The organism is Actinomyces bouchesdurhonensis (assembly GCF_900128465.1).
GTDB classification, from domain to species: domain Bacteria; phylum Actinomycetota; class Actinomycetes; order Actinomycetales; family Actinomycetaceae; genus Pauljensenia; species Pauljensenia bouchesdurhonensis.
The window spans coordinates 282,449-296,484 of record NZ_LT635868.1 but is presented as its reverse complement, the minus strand read 5'-3'; the positions used below and the strand labels follow the sequence as shown (position 1 = coordinate 296,484).

The following is a 14,036-nucleotide window of genomic DNA, read 5'->3' as shown; positions in this document are numbered from 1 at the left end:
CCGCTAGGCGCCTCTTCCTCCACCTAAGCGCCTAACGACAACTGACGAGGCCGGGGTTCCCACGCGGGTTCCCCGGCCTCGTCGATTCACAACGGCACCACGGAGGGCTTATTCCTCCTCACTGCCCGCATACTTCGGGTGCGCGAGATTCTCAGGGGAGAGAATACGCTCCACCTCGGACTCGGAGAGAAGTTCCATCTCGTGGATCACCTCACGGATCGTCTTACCCTCGGCCGCAGCCCGCTTACCGACGACGTCGCCCAGGTGGTGGCCGATCACGTCGTTAAAGTAGGTGACGATGCCGATGGAGTTCTCCACGTAGGAGCGGCACACTTCTTCGTTCGCCGTGATTCCCGTGACGCAGCGCTCACGCAGCGTATCGCAGGCGTTGACCAACAGGTTGATCGACTCAATAAGGGCCTGAGCGATGACAGGTTCCATGACATTGAGCTGAAGTTGGCCGGCCTCGGCCGCCATGGTGACGGTCTGGTCGTTACCGATCACCTTGAAGCACACCTGGTTAACCACCTCGGGAATCACAGGATTGACCTTCGCCGGCATGATCGATGAACCAGCCGCCATCTTCGGCAAGTTGATTTCGTTGAGGCCAGCTCGCGGACCCGACGCGAGCAGACGCAGATCGTTGCAGACCTTCGATAGTTTCACCGCGCTGCGCTTAATCGTGGCGTGCATGGACACGTAGGCACCCGTATCGGATGTCGCTTCGAGCAGGTCCGGGGAGCCGACAACACGCGCTCCCGTGATGCGACGCAGGTGGCGCACAACAACCTGTTGGTAGCCGTCCGGAGTGTTCAGGCCAGTACCGATCGCGGTGGCACCCAAGTTCGTCTCCAGGAGCAGCTCCGCGTTGTTGACAAGGCGTTCGTCCTCCTCACGCAGCGTGTGCGCGAACGCAGAGAACTCTCTGCCCAGCGACATCGGGACGGCGTCCTGGAGCTGCGTGCGTCCCATCGTCAGGATGTTACGGAACTCCGCGCCTTTCTCATCAAAAGCGTCGGCAAGCTCGTCGATGGCCTTGCGCAGGCGATTCACCTTGCGCCACAGGGCGATGCGAAAGGCCGTCGGGTAGGCATCGTTCGTCGACTGTGAGCGGTTAACGTGATCGTTTGGATTAATGACGTCGTAGCGCCCCTTAGGCTCCCCCAGAATCTCAAGTGCAAGATTCGCAATGACCTCGTTCGCGTTCATGTTCACGGAGGTTCCTGCGCCGCCCTGGAACTGGTCGACGGGGAACTGATCCATGCAGCGACCGTTTTCGATGATCTCATCGCACGCGGCGATAATTGCCTCAGCCTTCACAGGCTTCATCGCCTTGAGTTGCATGTTTGCTAAGGCGCATGCCTTTTTCACTTGCGCGAATGCGCGAATCAATTCGGGTGCTTCATTGATAGTTCGGCCAGAGATCTGATAGTTCTCAATGGCTCGTAGTGTGTGGATGCCCCAATACGCGTCATCAGGTACTTCGCGTGTGCCGAGCAGGTCCTCTTCGGTGCGGGTCAACGTCGTTCCTTCCGTAGGAGTGTATGCCGGGGATTCCCCGGCGATCCGCCTCCATGGTAGGCCGGAAGTCCTTGACTGTCAGGCACTTTACGAATCTCGGGAAGGTCCTTGACGCTACCCTAACGAGCGCTTGCGTCAGTCATGACACGCACCATTCGCGACGGCGCCCAGTAGGTCCCCGAGGGTCTGCCACCCCTCGATCTGTGCATCGGTGAGCGTCACTTTCGCCTCGCGTTCGACGCGCGCAACGACGGCGTACAGCGCCACGTCGTCCATGTCCAGGTCCCGTCGCAGCGTCAGCTCAGCGCGGGCATCCGCTGGGTCTATGCCGCTTTCATCGAGAACAGCCTCCATGGCCGCTTCGCGTGCTCGTTCCTCCGCGGTCGCGCTCTCCCCCATCGCGTCGATAGACGAGGCCTGGGTAGGGCTGACAGCATCGCCATCCGGCGCGGGATCGACCAGCTGCGCTAAGCCTGCACGCAGCTGGTCGCCCAACAGGTCAGCGATGGACCCCATCAGCCCACCCTGTTGTTGAGCCAGCGCACGGGCGCTCCAGCTCCGGCATGGCGGAAAGACTCCAGCTCGTCATCCCAGGCCTGGCCGAGCGCCAGGTCGAGGCCCTCGCGCAGTTCCTGGTAGTTGGTGGCGGACTTCATAGCGGCACGGATACGATCCTCCGGGACTACCACGTTACCGACGGTGTCCATCTGCGAGTGGAAGATACCCAGCGAAGGAGTATGACACCAGCGACCGCCGTCGCTCGAGGCCGTGGCTTCCTCCGTCACCTCGTAGCGCAGGTGTTCCCATCCGCGCAGAGCAGACGCCAAACGAGCGCCCGAGCCGATCGGTCCCACCCACGAAAACTCGCAGCGAACCATGCCCGGCGCCGCTTCCTGATCCGACCATTGGAGGCGAACCTCCTGGCCGAGCGCGGTACCCAGCGCCCACTCGATGTGCGGGCACAGAGCGGGCGGTGTTGAGTGCACGAAAAGTACACCGCGGGTGTATGACCCTCTCATTGTTCCTCCTGTTGGCTTTGTCAGGATCGTCTTCCCCTACGTCCTAGGTAGCCGCGAGTTGCAATGAACTGTGCCTAATCGGCACACACGATGTATTTACAGGATAGTGGAACGCGCCAAACAATGCACTCCATTGTTCGGCGCGTTCTCACGCTATGACCGCTGGGACTAGCTCAGAAGCCAGCTTTGCGAATGTCTCGCAGCGCCTTCTTTCGAGTCGGGCGATCCAGACGATCGATGTAGATGTGGCCGTCCAGGTGGTCGCACTCGTGCTGGATGCAGCGAGCCATGAGCTCCTCGCCCTCGACGACAACCTTCTTGCCGTCCAGGTCTGTGCCTTCGCAGCGCGCATACCAGGCACGCTCGGTCGGGTACCACAGGTCAGGGACCGACAGGCAGCCCTCATCACCGTCCTGATACTCATCTTCGCTCAGTGCGACGATGCGGGGGTTGAGTACGTAGCCGATGTCCCCGTCGATGTTCCAGGAGAAGGCACGCAGGCTCACGCCGATCTGGTTGGCGGCGAGACCCGCGCGCCCGTCCATGTCGACGCCCTCGAGCAGGTCCTCGACGAGAGCCTTCACACTCGGCGTGATCTCCGTGATCGGGTCACACACGGTGCGCAGAACCGGGTCGCCGATAATGCGGATGGGACGAATAGCCATGTCACTCCCCCTTCAGGGCCGCCGCGTGGGCCTCGCGCAGTCGCTCGACGGCCTCCTCGACGGGCACCACCATCGTCTCACCGGTGGCGCGCACGCGGATCTCGACCTGGCCGTCGGCCAGCGACCGGCCCACGACCAGACCGAAGGGCACGCCCACAAGCTCGTAATCCTTGAACTTCACGCCCGCGCTGACCTTACGGCGGTCGTCCACCAGGACATCCAGGCCGGCCGCGTCAAGCTGCTCGCCCAAAGACTGTGCGGTCTCGAAGACCTCGTCGCCCTTGCCGGTGGCCAGGACGTGCACGTCGAAGGGCGCGATCTGCGCGGGCCAGCTCAGGCCCTTGTCGTCGCAGTTCGCCTCGGCCAGCGCCGCCATGACGCGGGTGACGCCGATACCGTAGGAGCCCATGGTCACGACCTGGGTCTTGCCGTTCTCGTCGAGGACGGTCAGGCCCAGGGCCTTGGCGTACTTGCGGCCCAGCTGGAAGATGTGGCCGATCTCGATGCCACGCTCCAGATGGAGGGGACCCGAACCGTCGGGGGCCAGGTCACCCTCGCGCACCTCGGCGGCCTCGATCGTCCCGTCAGCCGTGAAGTCGCGGCCCATGACCAGGTTCAGGACGTGACGCTGCTCGGCGTTTGCGCCCGTCACCCAGGCGGTTCCCTCAACGACGCGGGGATCGACCAGGTAGCGCACGGAACCGGAGGCGTTACCTTCCTCATCCACAACGCGCTTCGGCGAGTTGGGGCCCAGCACCGTGGGGCCGATGTAGCCGCGCACCAGCTCGGGGTGCGGCTCGAAGTCCGAATCCGACGCCATCTCGACCTCGGCGGGGGCCACCGCGGCCTCGAGGCGCTTCATGTCGACGTCGCGGTCGCCGGGCACGCCCACGACGAGGAGCTCACGCTGCCCGTCCGGGTGGGTGAGCGTCACGACGACGTTCTTCAGCGTGTCGGCAGCGGTCCAGGGACGATCATCGCGCGGGTACGAAACGTTGAGCAGATCGACGAGCGCCTCGATCGTGGGGGCATCGGGCGTGGGGACCTCCACGGGCGCGGGCACGCCGGACGCATCGACGGCCTCGGGGACGGGAGTCGTCACGGCCTCGGCGTTGGCAGCGTAGCCGCCCGGGGACGCCACGAACGTATCCTCGCCGATCGGCGAAGGGTGCAAGAACTCCTCGGAGCGAGAGCCGCCCATCGCGCCACTCATCGCGGAAACAATGACGTAGCGCAGGCCCAGGCGCTGGAAGATGCGCTCGTAGGTGTCACGCTCAGCCTGATAGGAGGCGTCCAAGCCCTGGTCGTCAATGTCGAAAGAGTAGGCATCCTTCATGACGAACTCGCGGCCGCGGATCAGGCCAGCGCGGGGGCGCGCCTCGTCGCGGTACTTCGTCTGAATCTGGTAGAGCGTCGCGGGCAGGTCCTTGTACGAGGAGTACATGTCCTTGACCAGGAGGGTGAACATCTCCTCGTGGGTGGGAGCCAGCAGGTAGTCGCCGCCCTTACGGTCGTTGAGCTTGAACAGCGTCGGGCCGTACTCCTCCCAGCGGTTCGTCGCCTTGTAGGGCTCGGCGGGGATCAGGCCCGGGAAGTGCACCTCCTGAGCGCCCATCGCGTCCATCTCCTCACGAACAATCGCCTCGATCTTGCGTAGCGTGCGCAGACCGAGAGGAAGCCAGGTGTAAATACCCGGAGCACAGCGGCGAATATAACCGGCGCGAACCAGAAGCTTATGCGAATTGACTTCGGCGTCGGCCGGGTCTTCACGCAGGGTCCGCAAGAAGAAAGTCGAGAGATTTCGAAGCATGGTTCAAGAGTACGGCACGCGCGGCTTTGAAGGCCACTGGCACAGCCGTGTCAACACGCATCAGGGCGCCACCCCTCAGATCAGAGCACCGGCCCCCAGCTCTCGCTCGCGCGCATGCGGGTGGGCCGCATAATAGCGACGCGCCATCCAGCCCGGGTACGCCCACTCAGGAAGCCCACCCAGGTACAGGGATTGAATCGCAACCGCAATCATGACGCCAAAGAGGCCGAGCAGAAGCGCGCACGACCCCGTCGTGTCGGTGCCAGCAACCTCGTGACTCACCAGGTGGGCGGTCACGAACCACACGAGGGAGAGAAGAGGCACGAGCGGCCAGACAACACGGTTCACTTCCGCGTTGGTCGATCCACCGCGCAAATCCAGGCGCATCGCGACACGCCTTGCGCTCGCAAAAAGCCCCGACCATACCCATGCCCACAAGAGCGCAATGAGTAGACCAACAACGGCGAGCAGCGCGGCGGAACTGAGGACCATCCCATCCCCCTCCTTCTAAGAGCGCAACATCCCCATCGGCGTTGCGTGTAGTTCGATACTACAACACCGCGGGGATGAGCGCGCCATCCGAGGAGCAGTGGCATCGAGCGAGTCAGGCGCCGGACACGTGCGCCACGCACGCGTCGCGCAAATCTCGCAGCATGGACAGCGACGAAAGCGACTCTGCGGCAACACCGGCCCACACAAGCGCGCGTTCGCGCCCGAAGGCCTGGTGACGCTCGCGAATATGAAGCAAAGTGCGTGAAGGAGACAGGGGCAGCAGGGCAATCACGCACGTTCCCGAGGCCGGGGCTCCCTCGGGTGCAGAGGGTGCGGCCACCCGCATAAGGACGTGGTCCCCGTCCTCAATGTCGATGATCGTTGACTCATCCGCAGGCTCGAAGGCATGCCCCAACACATCCCACACAACGGAAGCGGGGGCATCAATTGAGACTCCGCGATCAACGACGACATTCGCGCCCGGAAGCAGCAGATCACCGGGCAGCGACACGTCAGCCTGCGATGCCGTCAGGCCAATGCGACGCGGGAATCCACTCGCTGCCAGAGCGCACGCGCCGCCGAGCAGGGACAGACACACAAAAGTACGAAAACGCATCGGAAATTCCTTAGAGTTCTCAGCAGTCAATGCCCGGAAGCTTAACATCGGGAGTGGCGATGGGGGCAACCTCAACGGTACCCGACCCGGGTTCGAGGCCAAGTTCTTCAGCCAGCACGTTTGCGCGACGGATCAGTGTTTCGACGATCTGATCCTCGGGAACGGTCTCCACGACCTCGCCACGGATAAAAATCTTACCCTTGCCGTTGCCGGACGCAACACCCAGGTCGGCCTCACGTGCCTCGCCCGGACCATTGACGACACAACCCATGACGGCCACGCGCAGCGGAACACTCAAGTCCTTCAACCCCTCGGTGACGTTTTCGGCCAACGTCCACACGTCCACCTGGGCGCGTCCGCACGACGGGCAGGACACAATTTCGAGTGTCTTATCGCGCAGGCCCAAAAACTCCAGCATCTTGGTGCCCACCTTCACCTCCTCGACGGGAGGGGCGGACAGGGAAACACGGATCGTGTCACCAATGCCCTCGGCGAGCAGGATCGAGAAAGCAGACACGGACTTGATGGTGCCTTGGAAAGCCGGACCAGCCTCCGTCACGCCCAGGTGCAACGGCCAATCCCCCGCCTCCGACAACATGCGATAGGCCTGGACCATCGTCAGCACGTCGTGGTGCTTGACCGAGATCTTGAAGTCGTGGAAATCATTCTCCTCGAAGAGGGAAGCCTCCCAGATTGCCGACTCAACCAAGGCCTCGGGCGTGGCACGACCGTACTTCTTCAGCAGGCGCGGATCCAACGATCCCGCGTTCACGCCGATACGCAACGAAACACCGTGATCAGACGCAGCCTTGCAAATGTCCTTCACCTGGTCGTCGAACTTGCGAATATTGCCCGGGTTCACGCGCACGGCGCCGCAGCCCGCCTCGATCGCCTGGAACACATACTTCGGTTTGAAGTGGATGTCCGCGATGACGGGGATACGGGACTGCTTCGCGATAATCGGCAGCGCCTCGGCATCCTTATCCGTCGGGCACGCCACGCGGACAATGTCACAGCCCGCGGCAGTCAGCTCCGCAATCTGCTGCAGCGTCGCGCCAACATCATGCGTCTTCGTCGTCGTCATGGACTGAACAGACACAGGCGCGCCCCCGCCCACAGGAACATCTCCCACCATCAGGCGATGCGTCTGCTTGCGCGGAAACGGCGACGAAGCCACTGAAGGCATACCAAGATTGATTTCACTCACCCGCCCATTATCGCGCACCCGGGCGATTCCTTCCCACGCGGACGGCAGCCACGTGGGAAGGGTCGCTTTCCCCACTCCCACCACAGCGGGCGCGACACCCGCTTAGCCAATCGAAACGGGCTTGACGATGTCAGCGACGATCAACACCACACTCATAGCAACAAGCAAACCCCCAACCACCCACGTGAGGGGAACCAGCCGAGCTGTGTCGGCGGGACCAGGATCCTGTGCGCCGCGCACACGCGCAACCTGGCGCCGTACACCCTCATAGACAGCGCCCAGGATGTGTCCACCATCCAACGGTGGCAACGGGATCAAATTAAAAACGAAGAGCGCCATGTTCAACGACGCGAGCAAACTCAGTAGAACAGCTATCACCTGACGAGTGTCACGCAAACCCAACGCCTGCGAATCACCGGTTACTTCTCCAGCCATACGGCCCACGCCCACGACCGACACAACGCCACTCGCGTCACGCTGCTCATCAGTGAACACCGAGCGAGCCACCTGCCACACAGCCTGGGGCAAACGCACAACAACCGAAGCCGTTCCAGTGAACATCTGCCAGTCAGCGTGGATGACATCCGCGGGCGAGGCCGACACATACTCGTAGCTCGCTGTCACACCCACGTAACGCGCACCCTGGGCGCCCGTCACCGGCGTGACCGTGAGATCCACGCGTCCACCGTCACGCTCAACGGTCAGAGTCGCGGACTCGCCCTCGGGGGTCGCGCCCACGGCCTGCTGAAGCTCCGCGAAGGTAGTGACCGGCTGCCCGTTCCACGCCTCCACCGTGTCCCCGGGACGCACCCCCGCCTCGTAGGCAGGAGAAGCAACCTCACCAGAGGACGTAGAGATTGTCGCTGGCACGGCCGCAATGGTGCGCGAGGCGGTGGGGGCACCGATCCCGATCATCGTCACGGCGCTGAGCACAATCGCGATCAGCAGGTTCATGAGGGGCCCGCCCAGCATCACGACAATCTTCTTGGGCGCACTGAGCAGGTAGAACGCGCGATGCTCCTGCCCCTCGGGGATCTCCTCCGCCGAGGCCTCGCGAGCCTCCTGAGCGAGCGTCGGCTTACCGCCCCGCCCCACCAGGCGCGTGCCCGGGCGCGCCGGCGCGTACATGCCGACGATCTTCACATAGCCGCCAAGCAGAATCGCACGCAGCGCGTACGTCGTATCCCCGATCTTCTTCTTCCACAGGGCCGGACCAAAACCAACCGCATAATCCGGCACCAGGACGCCGAACTTCTTAGCGGGCAGCATGTGCCCCACCTCGTGCAACGCCACCGACGCCAAAATCCCCACGATGATGACGACGATACCGACGATAGAACCCACGCTCACAAATCCTTCCATTGGCCAGCCGCGACACACTCGCGTGCGCGCCGATCCGCCCAGCGCTGCACGGCCACAATATCCTCCATCGAGGGGTCCGCGACCCCCTCATGCTCACCCACGACCGCTGAGACGGTGTCGACGATCGCGAGCCACGGAACGATGCCCTTGATGAAGGCGTCGACCATCACCTCATTCGCGGCGTTGAGCACCGCAGGGTGCGTAGCCGAGGCGCCCACGGCAAAGCGCGCCAGATCAATCGCCGGGAACGTCTGGTCATCCACCGGCTCAAACGTCCACCGCGAGGGACTGCCCCACGTCAGGGGCTCCTCCACGCCATCGAGGCGCTCGGGCCACGTCAGCCCCAACGCGATCGGCAAGCGCATATCCGGAGGGGAGGCCTGCAGCGTCGTCGCCCCGTCGCGCCACGTGACCATCGAGTGCACGATCGACTGCGGGTGAACCGTCGCCACAATATGCTCCGGCTCCACGTCAAAAAGCAAGTGGGCCTCGATCAGCTCCAGGCCCTTGTTGATGAGCGTGGAGGAATTGATCGTCACCACCGGCCCCATGTCCCAGGTCGGGTGAGCCAGCGCCTGCTCCGCGCGCACCCCACGCAGCTGGTCGCGCGTACGACCGCGGAAAGGCCCGCCCGAAGCAGTCAGCACCAGGTCAGCGACCTCCGAGCGCCCCGACACCACCGGCGACGTCAGACCGCGCTCGTGCACGCCCGAAGCCAGGGCCTGCGCGATCGCCGAGTGCTCCGAATCCACCGGCACGATCTGCCCAGGGAAACGCATCGCGTTCTTCACCAGCGCGCCGCCCACGACCAGCGACTCCTTGTTCGCCAACGCCAGGCGGGCGCCGCAGCGCAGCGCCGCGAGCGTCGACGACAACCCCACGCCACCCGTAATGCCGTTGAGGACCACGGGAGTCGCGCTCGGATACAGCTCCTCCGCACGCTGCACCGAAGCACACACGACCTCGACCGAGGCGTCCTCGCCGACGAACACCTCCGGGCACGTGCCGCCCATCGACTCCACGGCAGCAGCCAGTTCCGCGCGCACGTCTCGAGCCACACCGACGAACGCGGGATTCAAGGCAAGGACCTGCGCGGCAAGCTCGGCGATCGACGAACCGCCAGCGCTCACACCCAACACGTCGAAACGGCCCCGGTTCGCTTCGATGACCTCGCGGGCCTGCGTGCCGATCGAGCCGGTCGAGCCCAACAGAACAACGGGGATGGGATCCACCCCGAACACGTGATGGTCAGACATCAGTCGACCGCGAGCAAGATCTCGACCGCGCGCCCCAGGTAGGCGTCCACCGGCCCCTCGGCGTAAGCCTTCTTGCCACGCTTAGGGCGGAAGGTCGCCATGCGAATCTCATTCGCAGTCAGCTCCCCGGCCTCGTCGAAGTAAGCGGCAATGCGGTCAAGCAAATCATCTACCGCCTCGCAGTCATAACCGCGCCCACTAGTGGGATGAGCAAAACGCTCCCCGCGGGGGCGCTGAAGGCGCGGATACAGAGTAGTCGCGCGATCAGCGATACGGTCATACCATGCAGCCTCACCCTCAACCGCCACAGAATCAGCGCGGTCACGGTTAACGAACGCCGCCTCCAAGCGATTCATCGCGCCGTCCACAGCCTCAATGTCGTAACCACGGCGTGTGAGTTCGAACGTCGCCAAACGAACCTGCTCCGCGCTGAACTGCTCGGGAGGAACACCACCCTCGTACGCCCGGCGCGCATCCTCAAAGAACGCATCAACCTGACCGCGGTGGTAGCCCTTCGAGAAAAAACCAACCTTAGGGAACTCAGTCATCATTGCTCCTTACCTTGAGTCATGGAACGAAGAATCTCATCGACAGCCTCCTGGGTGCCAAACTGCGCGGCCACCTGATCCACAACAGTCGTGATCGGCGAATCGTCCACCAACGCATCACGCACGCGGTCCGCCTTGAAAGCCCCCGGAACGAGTGACGCGCCCACATCCGAGCTGTGAACGGGGACGACGAACGACTCGCGCGAGGGCATGGACACCGGAGCCGCCAGGGTCCCCGCCTGCTGTGCATCAGGAACGGGCACACCAACGTCAGGCGCAGGGACCCCGGCCACACTCGGGGGCTGGACGGATACGGACGGGGGCTGGACGGATACGGACGGGGGCTGGACGGATACGGACGGGGGCTGGACGGATACGGACGGGGGCTGGACGGATACGGACGGGGGCTGGACGGATGCGGACGAGGCCGCAGACGCCACTGCGAGCTTGCCCACACCAGCGGCCGAGGCATCAGCACTCGCTTCCCTGTCATCCTCTCGCTCGCCTTCCCACTCACGCGCACGATCCAGCCCACGTAAAACGCCAATCAGTCGATCAATCTCAGCATCGACTTGCTCCATGTCAAAGCCCCGGAACTTAACAGAAAACTCGATCTCCGTCGCTTTTTGAGCAGTCACGATGTGCTCGTCATCCGTCGCCTGACCCGCGAGAGTGCGCTCAACATCAGCGAGAAACGCGCGAACCTCGCTCATGTCGTACCCCTCACGTAAAAAAGTACGCGAAAACTCTGCCACCATCACACCTGCCCCTTTCCGGTGACCCGCTTACCCTGGGCCACCGCCGTTGCCAACTGACCACACGCACCATCAATATCAGACCCACGCGTATCACGGATAGAGGTCGCAATCCCGTTGTCGCGCAGACACTGAACAAACGCATCCTGAGCACGCCTGGTCGACGCCGTCCAAATGGAACCCGGCGTCGGATTTAAAGGAATCGGATTCACGTGAACCCAGCCATGGCCTCGTCTATTAAGCTCATCCGCCAACAACTGAGCACGCCACTCCTGATCATTCATGTCCTTAATAAGAGCGTACTCAATCGATACGCGTCGCCCCGTCGCCAAAAAGTAAGCGCGAGCAGCATCCAAAAGCTCCCCCACCTTCCACCGCGAATTGATTGGAATCAGCTCATCACGAAGGTCATCATCCGGGGCGTGCAAAGACACCGCCAGCGTCACCGCCAGCCCCTCCCGCGCCAGCTTCCTAATAGCAGGAACCAAACCAACCGTCGACACCGTGACGTTGCGAGCACTCATCCCAAAACCCTCGGGAGCCGGATCAATCAAGCGATGAAGCGCACCAACGACGGTCTTGTAGTTAGCGAGCGGCTCACCCATACCCATGAAAACAACGTTCGACAGCGTCGTAGGGCCGCCTGCCAGCACACCGTCACGGCACGAAGCCTGCGCATAACGAACCTGATCGACAATCTCAGCCGTCGACAAGTTACGGGTCAACCCCATCTGCCCGGTCGCACAAAACGGGCACGCCATCCCGCAGCCAGCCTGAGAGGAGACACACAGTGTCGTGCGGTGCGGGTAGCGCATCAGGACCGACTCAACCTGGGCTCCGTCATACAGACTCCACAGGTCCTTGATCGTTCGACCACCATCAGCCTGAAGTGAAACGACCTTCGACACCAGCACCGGCAGAAGCGCCTCACGCACCTGCGCGCGCATACCAGCTGGGATGTCACTCATCCGCTCCGGATCCGCCTCAAAGTGAGTGAAAAAATGACGCGACAGCTGATCAGCCCTAAACGCCGGCAGTCCTAAGTCTTTCAGCACCTGCTTACGCCCAGCCGCATCCAAATCCGCCAAGTGCGACGGAGCTTTACCCCTGCGCTTAGCGGTAAAAGACAGAACAGGCTTAGCGCCCTCATGCGTCGCACCCTCCGGCGGCTGGTCCGTCGGACGGACCTCGCGGCGTGTCCCCCGGCGGGACGCAGACGAGGCTGTGGCAACGTCGGAATCAAAACCCTGCGGTGCGCGGCACCCCTTAGTCAACTGGCTCAATGACTGGACTCCCAAGAAATACCCGGCAGCGCCCACGCAAAAATGAAGTAAGCGACCGGCGCACTCATCAACAGCGCGTCCACTCGGTCGAGAACACCACCATGCCCAGGCAGAAGCTGCGACATGTCTTTGAGGCCAGCCTCACGCTTCACAAGAGACTCCGTCAGGTCTCCCATCGTTCCAACGAAAGCAATCGACACGCCAGCAATAATGCCCCACCACCAGGCGGCACCCAGCAGCCACAGACCGACGCACCCAACGCCGACAGCAGTCAATGCGGAACCCGCGAAACCCTCCCACGACTTCTTCGGAGACAACGCAGGAGCCATCGGATGCTTCCCGAACATCACTCCGGCAGCCCAGCCGCCCGTATCGTTGGCAATGACCATCAGTTCGAAGACCACGAAGACCCACGGATTACGCCACGCAGCCAGCATCAGCACGACAAACGAAGCCAAGAAAGGCACGTACACGGCGGTGAACGTCGTCGAAACGACATCGCTCATGCGCGACGCACGGCGCCGATCGAGCAATCTCCACGCCGCACAGACGAACACGGTGATATACAGGGCGAAAAGCATACCCTCGCTGCCCAGCCACCAGGCACACGTCACCATACCGATCGCGCCCACGTACAGAGGAGTCACAGCCAGGGTGATGCCCATGCGCGCGAACGCACCCGCCAACTCCCAAATGCCGATCAGGCAGACAAAACCGATCACCCCGACGAACGCAGAAAGCGACGTAAACAGGGGGACCGCAACGGCGGCGATCAGGACAACAGCCGTTGTGATCGCCTGCGTAAGATTACGCCCGGCCTTCCCCGTCGCCCCACTCGCGGGATGATCGTCGCGTGTGGGGCCCGGGGAGAAAATGCGAGCAAGCAGTGAAGGATCCGTTGACGCCATCAGATCGTCAGCAGTTCGCTTTCCTTCGTCGCGAGCATCTTGTCGATTTGCTCCGTGTGTGACTTCGTCATCGCATCAAGGTTCTTCTCTGCGCGCTCAACATCGTCCTCAGAAGCCTCGCCATCCTTCTTCAGACGATCAAGCTGATCCTTTGCCTTGCGGCGCACACCGCGCACAGAAACACGGCCTTCCTCTGCCTTGCTCTTAGCCTGCTTCACGTACTCTTTACGGCGCTCCTCAGTGAGGGCGGGCAGGACCACGCGCACGACATTGCCGTCATCCGTGGGGTTCACACCCAGGTCGGACTCGCGCAGCGTGCGAATGATCTCCTGTGTCGCAGTGCGGTCAAAGGGAGAGATCAGGACCGTACGAGCCTCAGGAATCTGGAAACTCGCGAGCTGTTGCATCGGTGTGGGCGCGCCGTAGTAGTCCACCGGCAACTGCTCGAACATCGCGGATGTCGCTCGTCCCGTACGGATGTTCGTAAACTCGTGCCTGGCCGACTCGACAGCCTTGTCCATCTTGTCCTCAGCCTCGAGGAGAATATCGTCGATCACTATGTGCTCCTTAACGTCAGTGGTCTGTGAAGGTTAT

General features: G+C 62.7%; 15 protein-coding genes. All 15 read right to left on the bottom strand.

From position 1 onward, the window contains the following. Positions 1 to 108: 108 nt before the first annotated feature. Positions 109 to 1,521, bottom strand: coding sequence for an aspartate ammonia-lyase (gene aspA / locus BQ7477_RS06200; protein ID WP_073983217.1), 1,413 nt, complete (start codon positions 1,519 to 1,521; stop codon positions 109 to 111). Between the two features lie 135 nt (positions 1,522 to 1,656). Continuing rightward, positions 1,657 to 2,037, bottom strand: a complete 381-nt coding sequence (locus tag BQ7477_RS06195; protein ID WP_073983216.1) for an acyl carrier protein — start codon at positions 2,035 to 2,037, stop codon at positions 1,657 to 1,659. Then, positions 2,037 to 2,540: a DUF3145 domain-containing protein gene (locus tag BQ7477_RS06190; RefSeq protein ID WP_073983215.1), complete on the bottom strand. Its 504-nt coding sequence runs from the start codon at positions 2,538 to 2,540 to the stop codon at positions 2,037 to 2,039. The genes BQ7477_RS06195 and BQ7477_RS06190 overlap by 1 nt, the downstream gene beginning before the upstream one ends. Positions 2,541 to 2,713: 173 nt before the next feature. Beyond that, positions 2,714 to 3,205, bottom strand: coding sequence for a peptide deformylase (gene def / locus BQ7477_RS06185; protein ID WP_073983214.1), 492 nt, complete (start codon positions 3,203 to 3,205; stop codon positions 2,714 to 2,716). Position 3,206: 1 nt separating this feature from the next. After that, a complete protein-coding gene (locus BQ7477_RS06180; protein ID WP_073983213.1) occupies positions 3,207 to 5,015 on the bottom strand; it encodes a proline--tRNA ligase in 1,809 nt (602 codons plus the stop codon). Between the two features lie 75 nt (positions 5,016 to 5,090). Next, complete coding sequence (locus tag BQ7477_RS06175; protein ID WP_073983212.1) at positions 5,091 to 5,507, bottom strand: hypothetical protein; 417 nt, start codon at positions 5,505 to 5,507, stop codon at positions 5,091 to 5,093. A gap of 112 nt (positions 5,508 to 5,619) precedes the next feature. Further along, positions 5,620 to 6,123, bottom strand: coding sequence for a hypothetical protein (locus tag BQ7477_RS06170; protein WP_073983211.1), 504 nt, complete (start codon positions 6,121 to 6,123; stop codon positions 5,620 to 5,622). 19 nt (positions 6,124 to 6,142) lie between these two features. Next, positions 6,143 to 7,309, bottom strand: a complete 1,167-nt coding sequence (gene ispG / locus BQ7477_RS06165) for a flavodoxin-dependent (E)-4-hydroxy-3-methylbut-2-enyl-diphosphate synthase (RefSeq protein ID WP_073983544.1) — start codon at positions 7,307 to 7,309, stop codon at positions 6,143 to 6,145. 123 nt (positions 7,310 to 7,432) lie between these two features. Then, entirely contained in the window at positions 7,433 to 8,674 is a 1,242-nt protein-coding gene (locus BQ7477_RS06160; protein ID WP_073983210.1) for a M50 family metallopeptidase, read from the bottom strand. Between the two features lie 2 nt (positions 8,675 to 8,676). Beyond that, positions 8,677 to 9,948, bottom strand: coding sequence for a 1-deoxy-D-xylulose-5-phosphate reductoisomerase (gene dxr, locus BQ7477_RS06155; protein ID WP_073983209.1), 1,272 nt, complete (start codon positions 9,946 to 9,948; stop codon positions 8,677 to 8,679). Continuing rightward, positions 9,948 to 10,496: a DivIVA domain-containing protein gene (locus tag BQ7477_RS06150; protein ID WP_073983208.1), complete on the bottom strand. Its 549-nt coding sequence runs from the start codon at positions 10,494 to 10,496 to the stop codon at positions 9,948 to 9,950. Before BQ7477_RS06150 ends, dxr begins: the two co-directional genes overlap by 1 nt. Continuing rightward, on the bottom strand, positions 10,496 to 11,254 hold the full coding sequence (locus tag BQ7477_RS06145; protein ID WP_073983207.1) for a DivIVA domain-containing protein: 759 nt from the start codon (positions 11,252 to 11,254) through the stop codon (positions 10,496 to 10,498). The genes BQ7477_RS06150 and BQ7477_RS06145 overlap by 1 nt, the downstream gene beginning before the upstream one ends. Next, positions 11,254 to 12,534 (bottom strand): dual-specificity RNA methyltransferase RlmN, encoded by a 1,281-nt coding sequence (rlmN, locus tag BQ7477_RS06140; RefSeq protein WP_073983543.1) that lies wholly within the window; start codon positions 12,532 to 12,534, stop codon positions 11,254 to 11,256. The genes BQ7477_RS06145 and rlmN overlap by 1 nt, the downstream gene beginning before the upstream one ends. Next, positions 12,531 to 13,442 (bottom strand): phosphatidate cytidylyltransferase, encoded by a 912-nt coding sequence (locus BQ7477_RS06135; protein ID WP_073983206.1) that lies wholly within the window; start codon positions 13,440 to 13,442, stop codon positions 12,531 to 12,533. The genes rlmN and BQ7477_RS06135 overlap by 4 nt, the downstream gene beginning before the upstream one ends. Next, on the bottom strand, positions 13,442 to 13,999 hold the full coding sequence (frr, locus tag BQ7477_RS06130) for a ribosome recycling factor (RefSeq protein WP_073983205.1): 558 nt from the start codon (positions 13,997 to 13,999) through the stop codon (positions 13,442 to 13,444). Before frr ends, BQ7477_RS06135 begins: the two co-directional genes overlap by 1 nt. Positions 14,000 to 14,036: the final 37 nt, after the last annotated feature.